Annotated in this window: 19 protein-coding genes; 12 read left to right on the top strand and 7 right to left on the bottom strand. The window is 34.0% G+C overall.

Going from position 1 to position 16,774, the window contains the following annotated elements; translation table 11 throughout:
• Positions 1-18 precede the first annotated feature (18 nt).
• On the top strand, positions 19-234 hold the full coding sequence (gene tatA, locus DQN38_RS07010) for a twin-arginine translocase TatA/TatE family subunit (protein WP_002850316.1): 216 nt from the start codon (positions 19-21) through the stop codon (positions 232-234).
• Positions 234-1,829: an arginine--tRNA ligase gene (gene argS, locus DQN38_RS07005; protein ID WP_065843839.1), complete on the top strand. Its 1,596-nt coding sequence runs from the start codon at positions 234-236 to the stop codon at positions 1,827-1,829. Before tatA ends, argS begins: the two co-directional genes overlap by 1 nt.
• On the opposite strand, the gene DQN38_RS07000 is transcribed toward argS, so the two are convergent.
• Positions 1,801-2,682: a LysR family transcriptional regulator gene (locus tag DQN38_RS07000; RefSeq protein WP_002850312.1), complete on the bottom strand. Its 882-nt coding sequence runs from the start codon at positions 2,680-2,682 to the stop codon at positions 1,801-1,803. The genes argS and DQN38_RS07000 overlap by 29 nt on opposite strands.
• Positions 2,683-2,781: 99 nt before the next feature.
• Here DQN38_RS07000 and DQN38_RS06995 point away from each other — a divergent pair, with 99 nt between their 5' ends.
• Positions 2,782-3,810, top strand: a complete 1,029-nt coding sequence (locus tag DQN38_RS06995; protein WP_065843840.1) for a YeiH family protein — start codon at positions 2,782-2,784, stop codon at positions 3,808-3,810.
• A 22-nt stretch (positions 3,811-3,832) separates the two neighbouring features.
• Here DQN38_RS06995 and rsfS read toward each other — a convergent pair whose 3' ends face one another.
• Together rsfS and nadD are read right to left on the bottom strand one after the other, a co-directional pair.
• On the bottom strand, positions 3,833-4,150 hold the full coding sequence (rsfS, locus tag DQN38_RS06990; RefSeq protein ID WP_002850309.1) for a ribosome silencing factor: 318 nt from the start codon (positions 4,148-4,150) through the stop codon (positions 3,833-3,835).
• Complete coding sequence (nadD, locus tag DQN38_RS06985) at positions 4,140-4,685, bottom strand: nicotinate (nicotinamide) nucleotide adenylyltransferase (RefSeq protein ID WP_010399947.1); 546 nt, start codon at positions 4,683-4,685, stop codon at positions 4,140-4,142. Before nadD ends, rsfS begins: the two co-directional genes overlap by 11 nt.
• 59 nt (positions 4,686-4,744) lie before the next feature.
• Between nadD and gap the strand changes: the two genes are divergently transcribed.
• The 4 genes from gap (at position 4,745) to fabI (ending at position 8,569) form a co-directional block, all read left to right on the top strand.
• Positions 4,745-5,737 carry a type I glyceraldehyde-3-phosphate dehydrogenase gene (gap, locus tag DQN38_RS06980; RefSeq protein ID WP_011732203.1) on the top strand — a complete coding sequence of 331 codons (993 nt, stop codon included), beginning with the start codon at positions 4,745-4,747 and terminating at the stop codon, positions 5,735-5,737.
• A 1-nt stretch (position 5,738) separates the two neighbouring features.
• Positions 5,739-6,944, top strand: a complete 1,206-nt coding sequence (locus DQN38_RS06975) for a phosphoglycerate kinase (protein ID WP_011732202.1) — start codon at positions 5,739-5,741, stop codon at positions 6,942-6,944.
• 114 nt (positions 6,945-7,058) lie between these two features.
• Positions 7,059-7,727 carry a triose-phosphate isomerase gene (locus tag DQN38_RS06970; protein WP_111738229.1) on the top strand — a complete coding sequence of 223 codons (669 nt, stop codon included), beginning with the start codon at positions 7,059-7,061 and terminating at the stop codon, positions 7,725-7,727.
• A gap of 17 nt (positions 7,728-7,744) precedes the next feature.
• A complete protein-coding gene (fabI, locus tag DQN38_RS06965) occupies positions 7,745-8,569 on the top strand; it encodes an enoyl-ACP reductase FabI (RefSeq protein ID WP_011732201.1) in 825 nt (274 codons plus the stop codon).
• Positions 8,570-8,633: 64 nt separating this feature from the next.
• Here the strand turns inward: fabI and DQN38_RS06960 are convergent, their stop codons facing one another.
• Positions 8,634-8,885 (bottom strand): helix-turn-helix domain-containing protein, encoded by a 252-nt coding sequence (locus tag DQN38_RS06960; protein WP_002850301.1) that lies wholly within the window; start codon positions 8,883-8,885, stop codon positions 8,634-8,636.
• 104 nt (positions 8,886-8,989) lie between these two features.
• Here DQN38_RS06960 and DQN38_RS06955 point away from each other — a divergent pair, with 104 nt between their 5' ends.
• From DQN38_RS06955 to DQN38_RS08930, 3 genes are read left to right on the top strand one after another with little or no spacing between them, the layout of a single operon-like run.
• Complete coding sequence (locus DQN38_RS06955; RefSeq protein WP_065843842.1) at positions 8,990-9,400, top strand: hypothetical protein; 411 nt, start codon at positions 8,990-8,992, stop codon at positions 9,398-9,400.
• Positions 9,397-9,825: a hypothetical protein gene (locus DQN38_RS06950; protein ID WP_065843843.1), complete on the top strand. Its 429-nt coding sequence runs from the start codon at positions 9,397-9,399 to the stop codon at positions 9,823-9,825. The genes DQN38_RS06955 and DQN38_RS06950 overlap by 4 nt, the downstream gene beginning before the upstream one ends.
• Positions 9,795-10,178, top strand: coding sequence for a hypothetical protein (locus DQN38_RS08930; RefSeq protein ID WP_035169262.1), 384 nt, complete (start codon positions 9,795-9,797; stop codon positions 10,176-10,178). Before DQN38_RS06950 ends, DQN38_RS08930 begins: the two co-directional genes overlap by 31 nt.
• On the opposite strand, the gene DQN38_RS06940 is transcribed toward DQN38_RS08930, so the two are convergent.
• From DQN38_RS06940 to DQN38_RS06930, 3 genes are all read right to left on the bottom strand, one after another.
• The gene (locus tag DQN38_RS06940) at positions 10,175-11,788 is read right to left on the bottom strand and encodes a DNA polymerase III subunit gamma/tau (RefSeq protein WP_065843844.1); all 1,614 of its coding nucleotides are present in this window, start codon (positions 11,786-11,788) and stop codon (positions 10,175-10,177) included. The two genes, DQN38_RS08930 and DQN38_RS06940, sit on opposite strands and share 4 nt — an antisense overlap.
• A 9-nt stretch (positions 11,789-11,797) precedes the next feature.
• On the bottom strand, positions 11,798-13,132 hold the full coding sequence (gene rho, locus DQN38_RS06935; protein WP_002850294.1) for a transcription termination factor Rho: 1,335 nt from the start codon (positions 13,130-13,132) through the stop codon (positions 11,798-11,800).
• Positions 13,133-13,616: 484 nt separating this feature from the next.
• Positions 13,617-13,727, bottom strand: a complete 111-nt coding sequence (locus DQN38_RS06930; protein ID WP_144686099.1) for an SEL1-like repeat protein — start codon at positions 13,725-13,727, stop codon at positions 13,617-13,619.
• A gap of 442 nt (positions 13,728-14,169) precedes the next feature.
• Between DQN38_RS06930 and DQN38_RS06920 the strand changes: the two genes are divergently transcribed.
• Both DQN38_RS06920 and ccoS read left to right on the top strand, forming a co-directional pair.
• Positions 14,170-16,539: a heavy metal translocating P-type ATPase gene (locus DQN38_RS06920; RefSeq protein WP_002850290.1), complete on the top strand. Its 2,370-nt coding sequence runs from the start codon at positions 14,170-14,172 to the stop codon at positions 16,537-16,539.
• A gap of 2 nt (positions 16,540-16,541) precedes the next feature.
• On the top strand, positions 16,542-16,772 hold the full coding sequence (ccoS, locus tag DQN38_RS06915; RefSeq protein WP_010390783.1) for a cbb3-type cytochrome oxidase assembly protein CcoS: 231 nt from the start codon (positions 16,542-16,544) through the stop codon (positions 16,770-16,772).
• Positions 16,773-16,774: the final 2 nt, after the last annotated feature.

Below are 16,774 nucleotides of genomic sequence, written 5' to 3'. Positions count from 1 at the left end.
TAAAATTAAGGAGATAATATGGGTAGTTTTAGTATGGGACATTGGCTGATAGTTCTTGCCATTATAGTGTTATTATTTGGCGCTAAAAAGATACCAGAGCTTGCAAAAGGCGTTGGAAAAGGTATTAAAACATTTAAAAAAGAGATGGAGGATGAAACTCCGGTAGAAAAAATAGAGAAAGCAGATAGCGAAACCCAAAGTACAAAACAAAACGAAACAACAAAGAACGTTTGATGAAAAACAGTGTTAAGAGCGAAATTTATAGAGTTTTGGGGCGTGATTTTATCCTTGAGAAGCCAAAGGATAAAAATCTTGCTCATTACGCAACTCCTTTCGCATTTTCTCTTGCTAAAGAGTTCAAAAAATCACCCGCAATTATAGCTTCCCAGCTTGCACTTAAATTTGAAAATCATGAACTTTTTGACGTTTTTAGTATAAACGGATATTTAAATTTTAAATTAAAAGGTGAGTTTTTAAATTCTCTTGCAAATAACGCTTTGAGTCTTGCAGAGAGTTTTGGAAGCAAAAAACCCCAGAGTCAAAAAGATATTTTTATCGAATATATCAGCGCAAATCCGACCGGACCTCTTCATATCGGACACGTAAGAGGAGCAGTGTACGGCGATACGTTAGCTAGAGTAGCAAGGCACATTGGACTTGATGTTTTTACTGAGTACTATATAAATGACGCAGGAAATCAGATAGATTTGCTTGGGATTTCTATAAGTCTTTTTGCGCGCGAAGCCTTGTTCAATGAAAATGTACAGTATCCAGATAAATACTACAGAGGTGAATATATCGAAGATATTGCTAAGCTTGCTCTTGGTAAATTTGGAAAAGATATCTTTTATGACGAGAGTAGAAATCTCGAACTTGCGGAATTCGGTAAAGATGAAGTTTTGAAGATTATCAAAAAAGATCTGCAAGACGTTGGCATTTTTATAGAGAGTTGGGCTAGTGAAAAATCACTTTATGATGAGCTTGAAGGAACGATAAAAAAGCTTGCCTCAAGCGGACAGATGTATGAAAAAGACCAAACTACTTATATAGCTTCAACTATGCTTGGAGATGATAGCGATAGAGTTGTTATAAGAAGTGACGGCAGACCTACTTATTTAGCTGGAGATATAGTTTATCATGATGCTAAATTTAAAAAAGGATATAAACATTATATTAATATTTGGGGTGCTGATCACCACGGATACATAGCTCGCATTAAAGCAGCTATAAATTTTCTTGGATATGACGAGAGTAGACTTGAAGTAATTTTAATGCAGATGGTGAGTTTGTTAAAAGAAGGCAAACCGTTTAAGATGAGCAAACGAGCTGGAACTAGTGTACTTATGAGCAATATATTAAGCGAGATAGGAAGCGACGCTCTTAGATTCATATTTATCTCAAAAGCAAATACAAGTAGCCTTGAGTTTGATATAGACGAACTCAAAAAAGAAGATAGCTCAAATCCTATATTTTACATAAATTACGCTCATGCAAGAGTAAATCAAGTATTCGCAAAAGCAAGTAAGCTTCCAAATGACGTGGTAGGTGCCGATCTCTCAAATTTAGATGAGAGTGGTAAAAATTTACTTTTTGAAGCACTTATTTTGCCTGAAGTACTAGAAGACGCCGTTACTTCAAGATCGCTTCATAAAATACCTGAATACCTAAAATCTTTAAGTGCTAGTTTTCATAAGTTTTATAATGAAAACAGAGTAGTAGGAAGTAAAAACGAAGATGAACTTTTAAAGCTATTTAGCGTGGTCGCTCTTAGCATCAAAGTAGCTTTAAATTTGATCGGTATTAAAGCAAAAGATAAGATGGAACATTGAGTTTATATATAGCAGCTAGCTTACTTTGAAGAGCGGTTGCTATGCCTATAAACTCAGAATCTTCTTGTTTTTTTGTGTGAAAAATAATGCTTAAATCTCTTGTGAATTTGATATTTTTGATTTTTATCTGATATAGCGTTTTTGGGATGCAAAATCTCGGCAAAACGCTAAAAAACTCACTTTTTTCTAAACATTTTTTGATAGATTCAGTGGAGTTAAGCTCTAAGGCTATATTTATATTGACTCCGTTTGGAATTTTTGTTAAAAATGTCTGTCTAGTGCCCGACCCGTCTTCTCTTAAAATCCATTTTTTATCTGATATTTCATCTATATAGCACTCTTTATTTTGATAGTTTTTATCTGCGCAAACTACTATTAATTCATCTTCGCAAATCTTTAATTTAGATATATTTTTATTGTGAATATTGCTCTCTATAAAACCAAGATCGCATTTGTGATTTAGTATATTATCTACTATTTTAGCCGTATTTTTTATGCTAAGAGTCATATTAAATTTGCCTAAAAGATCATTCAAAACAGTTGGCAAAAGATAGTTTCCGATATTTTGACTAGATAATAGGTTTAAATTTAAAAGTCCGTTATAACGCATTTTGATTTCTATATTTTTTAAATTTAAATATACGGGTAAAATTTGTTCATAAAAAGCCTTTCCTTTTTGATTTATTATAAGATTTTTTCCTATTCTATCAAATAAATTTCCATTTAACGAGTTTTCAAGCTCTTTTAACGAGTTTGAAAGAGCAGATTGAGATATATCAAATTCCTTTGCGGCAAGACTAACATTATTTAGCTCATAAAGCTTCAGAAAATGCTCTATTTGTTTTATAGTCATGAGATATCCTTATATAAGAAATATATCATTATAACATAAAAAATATATTTTTTATATCAAAAGGTATTTAGGTATAATTGCGATAAAAAAGGAAGATATATGACACATCATAAAAAAATTTATCAAAAAAGACGTATTCAAGCGTGGATATTTATCTGTTTGCTTAGTAGTTTTGCTTATATTTTAGCTAGTACAAGTTTTTTTACTAAATTTGGTATATCTGCGCTTATTATAGCTGTAGTTTTGGGTACATTTTTTGGGAATATGGCTCATTCACTTGTTACTCTTGTGAGAAAAAGCGGAGTTTTGTCTATTTGTACAAAGCAGATTTTGCGTCTCGGGGTTATTTTGTATGGATTTAGAATAACTCTTAATGATGCACTTAGCATCGGTATCGGAGGAATCGTTTCGGCTGCGATTGTGGTTTTTAGTACATTTTTGATAGGTTATTTTGTCGGCATAAAGCTCGGATTAGATAAAAAATCAGCAGTTCTCATTAGCTCTGGATCAAGTATATGCGGAGCAGCAGCTGTTTTAGCTACCGAAAGTATAGCAAAAGGCGGTGCAAACCGTGTTGGAGTAGCTGTTTGCACTGTTGTTGTATTTGGTAGTTTGGGAATGTTTTTATATCCTTTAATTTATGGTTTTGGTTTTAGCGGATTTAGCGAAGTGCAAGCCGGATTTATGAGCGGAGTTAGCTTGCATGAAGTAGCACACGCAGTAGCAGCTGGAAATGCTATAGGAAGTTTGGCATCTGATAACGCTGTTATAGTGAAGATGTTAAGGGTTTTGATGTTGGTTCCTTTTCTTATATTTTTGTCTATTTTTAGTGCATTTTTCATAGGAGATAAAAGAAAAAGTAGTTTAAAAAGCTCTTTTCCATATTTTGCAGTCTGGTTTTTAGTAGCTTTAGTAGTCGGTTCGCTTCCGTTTTTTCCTAGAGAGTTTGCCTCTGTTTATATAAATACAGCCGATACATTTATGTTGTGTGCTGCTATGGGTGCTCTTGGTCTTACTATCACGAAAAATGCGCTTAAAAATAGTGGCAAACTTCCGTTTATTCTTGCTTCCGTATTATTTATTTGGCTTATATTTATAGGATATATTTTATCGAAATTCTTTGGATGATTTGGGTATTTTACCCAAATTTCTATTTTTTTAACTCTTTTAAAAACTCTTCAATGTTGTATTTAGTTCTATAAGTTTCACTCATAAGATGTATCATGATATCTCCTAGATCTATCACGGTCCAATCATCGCTGCTCTCAACACCTAAAAACTCTTCTCCGATAGGTTTTAACTCCGTTTTTAAATCGTCTAAAAGCGCGTAAGCATGGCGTCCCGTAAGAGTTGTGGCTATGATGACGAATTTAGCTAGATAATCTTTGTTTTGCATATCTATAATTTCAATATTTTCCGCTTTTTTTTCATCAAGTAATCTTGTAATTTTTTCTATTCTATCTTGCATTTTTTTCCTTGTAAAATTTAATAACATCTTCAAGTACGGCTTTAGGAACCTGGCAGAAGTCAAGCTCATTTCTAACTTTTGTTGATGAGATTTTAACATTTATATTTAGTTTTTGCAAATTTGAAGGAATTTCGATATCGTCTCTTGAAGCTACTACGAAATTCACTAGCTTTTTTAGTACTTTGAATTTATACCATTTTTCTAAATTTATAAGTTGATCTGCACCGATAATGAGATAGACAATATCCGGATTATAAATTTTCTTAAAATGCAACACACTCTCTAAACTAGGCACGGCTCTGTTTTGCTCTATCTCAAATTTACTTATTTCAACTTTATCTAAATTTTGCCAAAGGGCTTCACACCAAACAAGGCGTTTTTTAGGGTCTGCGCCGAATTCTGTTTTGAATGGATTTAGATATGTTGGTATGATTATTAATTTATCTATTTTCAAATTTAAAAGAGCAGCTTTTACTATGGCGTCATGAGCATTATGCGGCGGGTCAAAACTTCCGCCAAAAATTGCAATATTCAATTTTTTTTAACCTTTTTTTTAGTAAAATTAAGTCTAATTATACCCAAAAAAGGAATAAAATGGCACTTAAAATTGCAATCAATGGTTTTGGAAGAATCGGTAGATGTGCTGCAAGAATTATTTTGAACAGTTCTGAGTATGAACTTGCTATTATAAATGATACGGCAGAGCGAAATATGACTAGATATCTGCTAAAATACGATACCGTTCATGGTGAGTTTGATAAAGAAGTAAATGTTATAAACGATGATTATATCGAAGTAGAAGGCAAAAAAATAAGAGTTTATTCTACTAGAGATATAGGAGAACTTGATCTAAACGGTATAGATGTAGTTTTAGAATGTACCGGAAAGTTTTTAACCACTGAAAAATGCGAAGCTTATTTAAAACAAGGTGCTAAAAAAGTAGTTATGAGTGCACCTGCAAAAGACGATACTCCTACTTTTGTTTTGGGTGTAAATTCAAATACTTATAAAGGTGAAAAAATAATATCAAACGCTAGCTGTACGACAAATTGTTTGGGTCCGGTTACTAGAGTTTTGGAAGATTTATACGGTATCCAAAAAGGTCTTATGACTACAATTCATGCTTATACGAACGGTCAAAGTTTGGTAGATGTAAAGTGCCGTGATTTTCGTCGCAGCAGAGCAGCCGCGCAAAATATAATCCCTACTAGCACAGGCGCGGCAAAAGCTATGAAACTTGTTATGCCGAGTTTAAATGGCAAACTTCACGGACAAAGCGTTAGAGTTCCCGTACCAAATGTTTCTATGGTTGATCTTACTGCGGTTTTGGGTAAAAGCGTTAGTAAAGAAGAGCTTAACGAAGCTTTTATAAATGCTAGTAAGACAAGCTTAAAGGGCATTATGGCTGTTGATTTTGATGAGAGAGTTAGCAGTGATTTTAACTCTTCAAGCTACTCAAGTATAGTTGCAGCGGATCTTACTCAAGTAATTTGCGGCGATATGATAAAAATCATGGCGTGGTATGACAATGAGTGGGGTTATACTTCAAGACTTATAGAGATGGCTAAATTTATAAGCGAGAGATGATATGAGCGAAATAATTTCCATAAAAGATATAAATTTTAAAAGCGGCAGCAAGGTTTTCGTAAGATGCGATTTTAATACTCCTATGGATGAGTTTTATAATATCACGGATGATAGAAGGATTCGCTCGGCTATTCCTACTATCAGATACATTTTAGATCAAGGTTGCTCGGTTATACTTGCAAGCCATCTGGGTCGTCCTAAAAACGGTTATGAAGAGAAGTTTTCTTTGCTTCCCGTAGCAAAGAGACTTAGCAGACTTATTGATCGCGAGATAATATTTGCTAATGATGTTGTTGGAAACGATGCAAAAACAAAAGTAGCAGCTTTAAAGCAAGGTGAAGTACTTTTACTAGAAAATATTCGTTTTGAAAAAGGTGAAACAAAAGACGACGTAGCTTTAGCAAAAGAGCTTAGTGAGTATGCAAATTACTATGTAAATGACGCATTTGGAGTTTGTCATAGAGCGCACTCTTCAGTGCATGCTATAACTAAATTTTATGATGAAGAGCATAGAGCGGCTGGATTTTTACTGATTAAAGAGATAGAATTTGCCAGAAATTTGATAAAAAGACCTATTAGACCTTTTGTAGCTGTTGTTGGAGGAAGTAAGGTCAGTGGCAAGCTTCAAGCACTTACAAATTTACTTCCTAGAGTCGATAAACTCATCATAGGAGGTGGTATGGCATTTACTTTTTTAAAAGCAATCGGTGAAAATATCGGAAATTCGCTCCTTGAAGAAGATCTTATAGAAGAAGCTACAAATATCCTTAAAAAAGGACGCGAGCTAGGCGTTAAAATTTACTTACCGGTAGATGTGGTCGCAGCTCAAACATTTAGCGCCGAATCAGCTATAAAATACGTCTCTACTCAAGAAATTCCAACCGGCTGGATGGGGCTTGATATAGGTCCTGCTAGCGTTAGATTATTTCGCGAAGTTTTGAGCGATGCTCAAACTATATGGTGGAATGGACCTATGGGCGTGTTTGAGATGGATAAATTTAGTAAAGGTAGCATAAAAATGAGCCACGCGATTGCAGAGAGTTTTGCTACTACAGTAGTTGGCGGAGGCGATACTGCCGATGTTGTAGAGCGCGCCGGAGACGCTGATGAGATGACGTTTATCTCGACTGGCGGAGGAGCTAGTTTGGAGCTTATAGAAGGCAAAGAACTTCCTGGCGTTAAAGTGTTGCTCAAAGCTGAATCGTGAGATTTTATCGTAGCACAAAGCAGTTGCATACACAAATAAAGGATTGTTTAATAATATATGATAATAATATATCTATTCTTACTAAATTTAAAAGTAAGCATTAAAGGGTTATAAATGATATACGCGGCAAATTTAAAATGTAATCACACAAGAGGCGGTTTTTTGGAGTATGCAAAAGAGCTTGATAATAAGATGAGCGGTGAAAATGTGATAGTTTTTCCGCCTTCAAGTGCATTTTTAGAAGCTAAGTTTAAATTTGTTCAAGGCGCGCAGAACTTCTATCCGTGCGATAACGGCTCATTTACCGGAGAGATCGGTGCAGCGATGTTTGATGAGTTTGGTATCACTACTGTTTTAATAGGACATATTGAGAGAAGAACTTTGGGCGAAGACGAGCCGTTTTTAAAGGCTAAATTTGATTTTGCGAAGCAAAAAGGATGGGACGTTATCTACTGCATAGGCGAAGATGATATAACTCATATGAACGGGAGTACAAAAGAGTTTTTAACAGAGCAGCTTGAAAATATCGACTTAGAATACGAAAATTTAGTTATAGCTTATGAGCCTATTTGGGCTATCGGCACTGGAAAAAGTGCTAATTCTGTTGTTATAACAGATATTTTGGATTTTATATCTACAAAAACAACTGCGCCGCTGCTTTATGGTGGAAGCGTAAATGAGAAAAACATATGCGATATAAAAGCTATAAAAAACTGCAACGGAGTTTTGGTAGGAACTGCAAGCTGGGACGTAAAAAACTTTATAAATTTGATAAAAGCTTAAATAAAAAGGAAAAAACAGTGGTAATGAACGGCAAAAAAGGACTTATAGTCGGTGTAGCAAATAAAATGAGCATAGCTTACGGTATAGCAAAACAGTGTAAAGAGCAAGGTGCGTCTCTAGCTTTTACTTTCGTAAGCGATGCTATCAAAAAGCGCGTGGAACCAATAGCAGCTGAGCTTGGAAGTTCACTTGTATATGAGCTTGATGTAAACAATAAAGAGCATTTAGACTCATTAGCAAGTAAGATAAAAGCTGATTTTGAGGGTATCGATTTTATCGTTCATGCTGTTGCTTACGCTCCTAAAGAAGCCTTAGAAGGCGAGTTTATAGATACTACGAAAGAAGCCTTTGACGTGGCTATGGGTACTAGTGTGTATTCGCTTATAAGCCTTACTAAGGCTGTTCTGCCTGTGCTAAAAGAAGGCGGTTCCGTGCTTACTTTGACTTATCTTGGTGGGGCTAAATTTGTACCGCATTACAATGTAATGGGAGTTGCAAAAGCGGCTCTTGAGAGTAGCGTAAGATACCTTGCGCGTGACCTCGGAAAGAAAAATATCAGAGTAAATGCTATATCAGCAGGTCCTATAAAAACATTAGCTGCTAGTGGAATAGGCGATTTTAAAATGATACTTAAATGGAATGAATGCAACGCACCGTTAAAAAGAAACGTTAGCATAGATGACGTTGGCAAAAGCGGAATGTATCTTTTAAGTGACCTTGCTAGCGGTGTTACAGGTGAAATTCATTACGTTGATGCAGGGTATAATATAATGGGAATGGGCGACGCCGTAGTAGGCGAAAACGGCTCTACGGTTCTTGCGTGGGATGAATGCAAAGAATAAGCTAAATTCATAGCTAAATTTATAGTCAAATTTGAGTAAATTGCTTAAATTTGACTATCTGCTTTTACTTAAAAAAATCACAAATATCACAATCAAAAAGTTTAGAAAGTTTAAAAAGATGAAGCAAGTTAAAGTGCTTTCCATGAGCATTGTTTTCCATATTGGCATAAAATCCACTAGAAGCTTGACCTATACTAAGAGCAGTTTCAAGCTGACTTAAACCAAGATTTTGTCTTATTCTTTTTACATTTTTTGCTACTAAATCAAAAAATTCTTCATTTTCTTGCTCGGTTGTTACTTCTGGTAAATTTAGCATTATTATTCCTATAGAAAACTTTTCTATAAGTTTAATTAGTATATAATATCTTTACAATCTGTTATAGAAATCATTTCTATAGAGATAATTTATAAGGAGAATATATGGAAACTAGTAGTTATTTTACACTATCAGAACAATTACAGATAGCTATAAAAACTCTTCAAAAAGGCAATATAGAAAAGTATTCAGATGTTGCATTACATCTGTGCAAGAAGCTTTGCAGACTTTATATTAATGAATTAAAAGATCTTATGGGTCATAGTTCATATAATTTAGATTATAGCGATCAAAAATTATTTCACGATTTACATAGTATTGATGATAGTAGTGAGTATATAGCAACTTTGGAGATTTTTGCTGAGTTTGCTAATGAGCTAGAGAAAATAGATGAAAATTCAATAAGTGAAAATAATCAAATTTTAGAAAAATATGGTACAGAATGGCTAAAAAAATCAATTGGTGATATGAGTTTAATCTCTGATTATATTGAAACATTAAGGAAAAAAGCATGAAAAAAATAATATTTTATCTGCTTAGCATGATTTCTTTTGCTTTCGCAGATATTTATAATGAGATCGAAAACAAGGTTTTGCAATTTGTCAAAAACGATGAATCTCTTTATAAAGATGAAGATGAATTTGGTTTTAAAATAGAAAATAAAGATGAAGTTGCTATATTTAAAATAGAAAATTATGTGGATAATGAATTCAAACCTCATAGTGATATTTTAAATTTAAAACTATCAATAATAAATAAAAAAATAAACAAGATCAATCCGAAGTCTATCGCATTTGATGAGCTAAGATTAAATAAATTGGAATTACAAAATGAAATTAATAAGCTACAAGAAAACCGAGCAAAACTAAAAAAAGATGCTAGTGGCGAGTATTATAAAAAAATTTCGCAATGGCCCATAAGGCAGCTTTCGGTAGTATAGTTCCTATAGATCACTCCAGCCCGATTAAAGATTATACAACAACTGGTGCATTTTTGGATGGATATTATAGTTTTTGTATGTATATTTTTATGTGGTCTGATTCATTACATAATAATTTTAAAGAAAAGAAATATAAACTGAATTATACTGAATTATTTGATGCTAATACTTTAAAAAGGATTGCAGAAGAAGAGGGTGGGTTTAGTTATGTGTATATTAAATGTCTATCATATCACTTTAGAGACATGATTGTAAGAAATTTCTTTATAATTTTATCTCTTATAACTTACATTTTTGTAGTGGCATTGATAAATAAAAAAATTAAATCTAAATATCCAAACAAAAATAATTAGTAGTCATTTTTTATAATCTCAGGTTCGCCAAAAAGTCTTGAAAGCTCTTTTATATTTGATTTCAAAGCAGAGTTTTCATCGTTTTTAATATTATCTAAGCTAATTTTAGCTGGATCTTTTGCTGGTGTTTGTGTGTTTTGCAAATTTGCTTCTAAATTTGTGGGTTCTACATCGTTTTTACTTACTTCCAAATTTACAGACGTTGCTAAAAGCTTTTGCATACCGCTAGTTACTTTTTCTTCGACGCTTTTTGGCTCATCTGCTTTTTTGATTTGGATTTTGGCGTCTTTGCCAAATATTTTTCTAAGAATTTCTAAGATTATTTTAGATGATTTTCTTAAAATCTCTTGATTTTGGCCATTTGCATTTGAACTTAAAATCAAAGAATTATCACTAAAATCCACAAACTCTATGCACTCATCAAAGCACTTTCCAAGCTCATAATCTCTATCATAAATCCCAGCTACAAACATCTCATAAGGAGATTTTTGGGCTGGTTTTTGAGGTATTATTTGGGCTGGTTTTGGTGTCAAAACGTTGCTTATGGATATCGGTTTTGGAGCTAAATTTTCATTGATGGCGTCATTTATATCTGTTAAATTAAACGCTTCAAGCATCATAAAAAGTGCTATATACAGTGTAAATTCCGAGTCGCTTCCAGATCCTAACATACTTTTTGCTTCAGATAAAATTCTGAAAAATCTCTCAAAAATAAGAATCGAAAATTCCGAGTTTTGATTTATAAATTTATCTTTTAAATTTATTATAAGTTCGTCTATTATAAGTTCGGCGTCACTCCCGCTTAACTCTTTTAATAAATTTAAAAGAGCATTTCTATCTCTTGAAGCTACTATCGATAAAACTTCTTCTATCTTTGATGGATCAAGCAGACCGAGCATATCTGCTACTGCTTTTTGCGTCACGAATTCGTGAGAAAATATTATGGCTTGATCAAGCAAAGTAAGGGTATCTCGCAAGCTTCCGGATCCACTTCTTGAAAGAATTTCTAGTGCTTTTGGCTCAAATTTTATGCCCTCTTTGTTCATTATGAACTCAAGATGTTTTAAAATATCATGTTTTGATATCGGTTTAAATCTGAAATGCTGAGTACGCGATAGTATGGTAGCAGGTAGTTTTAAAGGATCTGTTGTAGCTAATATAAACTTTACATATTCAGGCGGTTCTTCAAGTGTTTTTAGCAGAGCATTGAACGCTTCTCTAGTTAGCATATGAACTTCATCAATGATAAAAATTTTAAATCTAGCACTTGAAGGAGAGTATTTCGTATGTTCTATAAGCTCTCTTATATCATCGATTTTTCTATGACTTGCGGCGTCCATTTCTATAATATCTAAATGTCGCCCCTCATTTGCCATTACGCAGTTTGCACATATTTCACACGGATGAGATCCAATACCTTGTTCGCAAAGCAGAGCCTTAGCAAAGATTCTAGCGCTACTTGTCTTACCGCTACCTCTAAGTCCGGAAAATAGGTACGCGTGTCCTATTCTTCCTGAGTTTAGAGCGTGAGATAGACTATTTGCTACTATATCTTGACCAATTAGCTCATCAAAGCTTTTTGGACGGTATTTTAGTGCTAAAGCTTTCAAATTTTAGTCCTATTCGTTCATTATACTAAGAAGTTCTTTGTTATCTCTCGTTTTTAACATTTTTGAATATAAAAATTTAAGTGCTTCTATATCATCCATTGTCGCGATAATATTTCTTATAGCCCATATTTTACCAAGATCATCTGGTCCTTGAAGAAGTTCATCTTTTCTTGTTCCGGATTTAAGTATATTTACAGCCGGATAAATTCTTCTATCGCTGATAGTTCTATCAAGCACTATTTCACTATTTCCGGTACCTTTAAACTCTTCAAATATCACATCATCCATACGTGAGCCGGTATCTATAAGGGCTGTTGCGACTATGGTTAAGCTTCCACCGTTTTCTATATTTCTTGCTGCTCCAAAAAATCTTTTTGGCTTATGCAGCGCGTTTGCATCTACTCCTCCGCTTAGTACTTTTCCGCTACTAGGAGTGACCGTATTATAAGCACGCGCAAGACGAGTTATGCTATCAAGAAGTATAACCACGTTTTTCCCCATCTCTACTGAACGTTTTGCCTTTTCTATGACTAGCTCGGCAACTCTTACGTGATTTATAGCCGGCAGGTCAAAAGTAGAGCTAAATACCTCTCCTTTTACTGAGCGTTGCATATCGGTAACCTCTTCTGGACGCTCATCTATAAGAAGAACTATTAGTTCCATCTCGGGATGATTTCTTGTTATACCGTGAGCAAGCTCTTTCATAAGCTCTGTTTTACCTGTTCTCGGAGGAGCTACTATAAGACCTCTTTGACCTTTCCCAATAGGAGTAAATAGATCCAAAACACGCCCTGTTAGTTTCATAGGGTCATATTCGAGTTTTATTTTTTCATTTGGAAAAAGCGGAGTTAGATTGTCAAAAAGTGGTCTTTCTTTTGCTTCTGCTATGGATTTGTAATTTATCGCTTCTATTTTTAATAAAGCGTAATATTTCTCTTGCTCTCTTGGTTCTCTTACTTGTCCGGTAATGATATCTCCTACTCTAAGAGCGAATTTTTTAATCTGGCTTTGGCTTACGTATGTATCGTTTGCCGAATCGCTTAAATTCGCATCAGTAGCTCTTAAAAATCCGTATCCGTCACCTACTATTTCTAAAATTCCTGTAAATAATATAAAACCGCCTTGCTTTGTTTGAGCCTTTAAAATTTCAAAAACAAGCTCTTGGCGTCTAAATTCTCGTGGATTTTCAACGCCGACTTCATTTGCTATGGCTACTAAGCTATCAAGATCAAGTTGTCTTAATTCTTCGATTTTATATCCATCAACTGGAATGTGTGTACGAGTGTGCTGTTTTTTTGCACCCGACGAACTTTGGTGGGATTGGGCATTATCTTTATTTTCCATTAAACCTCTTTAAATTTGTGATAATATGCAGTCACAATGAATAGTAATTATGTAGTTTTAATACTGGGATTTTATACAAAAATTATAAACTTGTCAAGATCATCAATGCAATTTAAATTTTACAAGCGTTTATAAATTAAGTATTTTTCTTGTAAAATATTTTTTATTAATTATGATTAGATAAAAAAGGAATTCGATATGAAAATACCGACCTTTGATATAGGAATTACTAGTATTTGCTGGTATTTATGTGAGCAAAATGATAAAGAGTATAGGATGATCGATTGCGGCGTAAGGATATAAATTCTCTCCAAAATTCAAAGAAAAAGTTTTGGCTATAAACCGACTTTTATAGTAAGCACTTTTATACTAGTGCTTTCAAGCCTAGTTTTTTACGACTTATAAACACTCTAAAAGATAAATTTATATCATTCAAAAGCGGTATCATACTACCGCTTCGCTTTTATCTAGTAGCCTTTGCTATTTAAATCAGCGTAATTTTCACAGCCAAGTTGCGCTCCCATATCACAGTCTTACCGTATAGCTCTTTTGCTTTTGATCTATTTTGTTTCACGCCTTTACCGTTTTCATACAAAAATCCAAGACCAAAGCAACCACCAGTATCTCTGGAGTCGCAAGACTTTTGATATAGCTTTGCAGCCTTTGTGTAGTCTCCGCTTCTATACGCCTAAACCCGTCTTAATTGTTCCCAGCCATAGCCACTATGGCTAAAGCGACCAAACCAAAAATGATCCTTCTCGCAAACTCTCCTTTTTTTGTTTTGCTATTTATAATGCGTAATTAAAGTAAATTTAAACTTTATTTCATATAAATTTATATTTTAGTTATTTTTTAAAAGACATAAAAAGATAAAGCGATGACAAATATTAGATTCACATAAATTTATGCATTATTTTATACCGATTTTTAGCCTTAAAACTTTCTTTTTTAAATTTATTTGTGACAAAAATAGAACAAATTATATATATTAAGCAATATTTTTATATAATCAAAACAAATTTAAAATATGGACTTTTATGGGTAATTTTGTCTGTTTGCATTGTAAAGGCGAGTTTGATGATAGCGGAGCGATAAAAGATAATGATGGGTGCGAGTTTTGTTGTAATGGCTGCAAAAACGTATATTCGTTTTTAAACTCAAACGGTCTTGGCGAGTTTTACGAGAGACTTGGTAGAGAAAAACACATAAAAGCTTCAAACCAGACTTTAAGCGAAGAACCGTGCAAAAGTTTTTATAAAAATTATGTTAAAAGCGATGGTGGATTTTGTGAAATTTATCTTATTATAGAGGGAATTCACTGCTCTGCTTGTATCTGGCTAAATGAAAAAGTCTTAGCTCATACCGATGGTATCATAGAAGCAGAGTTAAACTCGGCTACAAATAAAGCTCATATAAAATGGGATGACAATACAGTAAAACTTACTGAAATTCTAAATAAAATAAGAGCCATAGGATATAATCCGATCCCATACGATCCAAATAAAGCAGAGCTAAGAGCTAGCACGAAGCGTAGAGAATTTTACGCAAAAATGCTTGTCGGTCTATTTTGTACGATGAATATAATGTGGGTTGCTATCGCTTTGTACGGTGGATATTTTAGCGGAATGAGTCAAGATGTGAAAGATATTTTGCATTTTGCCGAGTTTGTTTTAGCAAGTCCTGTTTTATTTTATACCGGAAGTGAGTTTTACCGCTCAGCGTGGATGAGTTTGAAAAACAGAAGTGCCTCTATGGATCTAAGTGTCGCAGCAGGCGCATCCATAGCATATTTTTACTCCGTTTATGCTATGCTTTTTAGGCAAGGCGAGGTATATTTTGACTCAGTAGCTATGATAATAACTTTTGTTTTTATAGGGAAATTTTTAGAAATTGTTAGTAAAAAGCGTTCAATTGATAATTTAGATAGTCTAAGCTCTATGCTAGTTTCTGAAATTTATGTAAAAAATGGTAATGATTTCGAGCTAAAAGATGTCAATGAGGTAAAAGAGGGCGATATTGTAATGGTTCGCCCGGGCGAGAGAGTTCAAATAGACGGCGAGATTTTAAACGGAGTTGGGAGTTTTGATTATTCTAGTCTTAGCGGCGAGAGTGCGCCTATACTGTTAAAAACCGGAGACAATATAACAAGCGGCGTCATATGCGTGGATGGAAGTGTCGAGTATAGGACATCTAAAAGTTTTGAAAGCTCGGTGTTAAGCAAGATAATAGCTCTACTTGAAAAAGCTAGTTTCAAAAAACCGCGCATAGAGGAGTTGGCAAATCAAATTTCGGCTAGATTCTCATTTGCGATATTAGCGCTTGGATTTGCTACTTTTTTATTTTGGTATATTTATTTTGGAAGTATTCCAAATGCCGTTGTTGTAGCTGTTAGCGTCATCATAATAGCTTGTCCGTGCGCTCTTAGTCTCGCTACTCCTGTTGCTACTTTGATTGGTTTAGGAGTAGGACTGAAAAAAGGTATCGTTTTTAAAGAAGCTAGAATTCTGGAGAGTTTGGCAAAGTGCGAATGCGTGGTATTTGATAAAACAGGAACGCTTTCAAAGGCAAAGTTAAATTTGATAAAAGCTACTAAATTTACCGAATTTGATCAAAATCTTTTGTATTCGCTTTTAAATGTTTCTACTCATCCTGTTAGCGTTGCTTTAAAAAATAGTTTAGACGGTAGTATTTATCAGCTTAGCGATGTGAAAAATATATTAGCGCGTGGAGTAAAGGCTAAATTTAAAAATATATCTTTAGCCGGAGGGAGCAGTGAGTTTATGCGAGAATTAGGATTTGGGGAGTTTGAGAGTGAAAGTTTGAGTTATTATTTTGCTATAGACGGTAAAGTAGCTGCCTCTTTTGAGCTTGCCGATGAATTAAGAGACGATGCAAAAATCGTGGTAAATGATCTTATAAAATCCGGATATAAAGTAGTGATGTTAACTGGAGATAAAAAAAGCGTAGCTAACAAAGTCGCAAATGAACTTGGCATAAGCGAGTTTTACGCAGAAACGACTCCTATTGAAAAGTCACGTATTATCAAAGAATTGAACAATAATATGCAAGTCGTGATGGTTGGCGACGGTATAAATGATGCTGTAGCTTTAAGTAGTGCTAAAGTAGGGATTTGCCTTGGAGGCGGAGCGCAAATCAGTGTTGAAAAAAGTGATGTCGTACTTCTAAATGATAGCTTAAAAAGCTTGAAAGATGCTCTTGATATTTCTAAATTTACATTTAAAACAGTAAAGCAAAATCTTGGATTTTCCCTGTTTTACAATGCTATTACCATTCCTCTTGCTATGGCCGGTTTTATTATACCTTTGTTTGCGGCTTTATCTATGTCTTTTAGCTCTATCATTGTCGTTTTAAATTCTGCTAAAATAAGAATTAAATTTAAAGGATAAATATGGGAATGATAATAGCCATTATGCTTGGGATTTCTACTTTGCTTGGAGCGCTTGCTCTTTTTGGATTGCTTTGGGGGATAAAAAATAGACAATTTGATGATTACGCTAAATTTTTAGACGGTACAAAATATGATAGCGAAGATACGTTAAATGATGCTTATAATATGGAAAAAAGACGAAATGAACTGATAAAGAAAAAAGAAGCGGACGGCTATCGTCCGCCTGATTAAGA

It is taken from the genome of Campylobacter fetus subsp. fetus, assembly GCF_900475935.1.
In the GTDB taxonomy this organism is placed as follows: domain Bacteria; phylum Campylobacterota; class Campylobacteria; order Campylobacterales; family Campylobacteraceae; genus Campylobacter; species Campylobacter fetus.
This window is presented reverse-complemented; position numbering and strand designations above follow the sequence as displayed.

Coding starts and splice junctions, on each gene's coding strand:
- tatA (WP_002850316.1), top strand. CDS start 19: ATGGGTAGTTTTAGTATGGGACATTGGCTGATAGTTCTTGCCATTATA.
- argS (WP_065843839.1), top strand. CDS start 234: ATGAAAAACAGTGTTAAGAGCGAAATTTATAGAGTTTTGGGGCGTGAT.
- DQN38_RS07000 (WP_002850312.1), bottom strand. CDS start 2,682: ATGACTATAAAACAAATAGAGCATTTTCTGAAGCTTTATGAGCTAAAT.
- DQN38_RS06995 (WP_065843840.1), top strand. CDS start 2,782: ATGACACATCATAAAAAAATTTATCAAAAAAGACGTATTCAAGCGTGG.
- rsfS (WP_002850309.1), bottom strand. CDS start 4,150: ATGCAAGATAGAATAGAAAAAATTACAAGATTACTTGATGAAAAAAAA.
- gap (WP_011732203.1), top strand. CDS start 4,745: ATGGCACTTAAAATTGCAATCAATGGTTTTGGAAGAATCGGTAGATGT.
- DQN38_RS06975 (WP_011732202.1), top strand. CDS start 5,739: ATGAGCGAAATAATTTCCATAAAAGATATAAATTTTAAAAGCGGCAGC.
- DQN38_RS06970 (WP_111738229.1), top strand. CDS start 7,059: ATGATATACGCGGCAAATTTAAAATGTAATCACACAAGAGGCGGTTTT.
- DQN38_RS06960 (WP_002850301.1), bottom strand. CDS start 8,885: ATGCTAAATTTACCAGAAGTAACAACCGAGCAAGAAAATGAAGAATTT.
- DQN38_RS06955 (WP_065843842.1), top strand. CDS start 8,990: ATGGAAACTAGTAGTTATTTTACACTATCAGAACAATTACAGATAGCT.
- DQN38_RS06950 (WP_065843843.1), top strand. CDS start 9,397: ATGAAAAAAATAATATTTTATCTGCTTAGCATGATTTCTTTTGCTTTC.
- DQN38_RS08930 (WP_035169262.1), top strand. CDS start 9,795: ATGGCCCATAAGGCAGCTTTCGGTAGTATAGTTCCTATAGATCACTCC.
- rho (WP_002850294.1), bottom strand. CDS start 13,132: ATGGAAAATAAAGATAATGCCCAATCCCACCAAAGTTCGTCGGGTGCA.
- DQN38_RS06920 (WP_002850290.1), top strand. CDS start 14,170: ATGGGTAATTTTGTCTGTTTGCATTGTAAAGGCGAGTTTGATGATAGC.
- ccoS (WP_010390783.1), top strand. CDS start 16,542: ATGGGAATGATAATAGCCATTATGCTTGGGATTTCTACTTTGCTTGGA.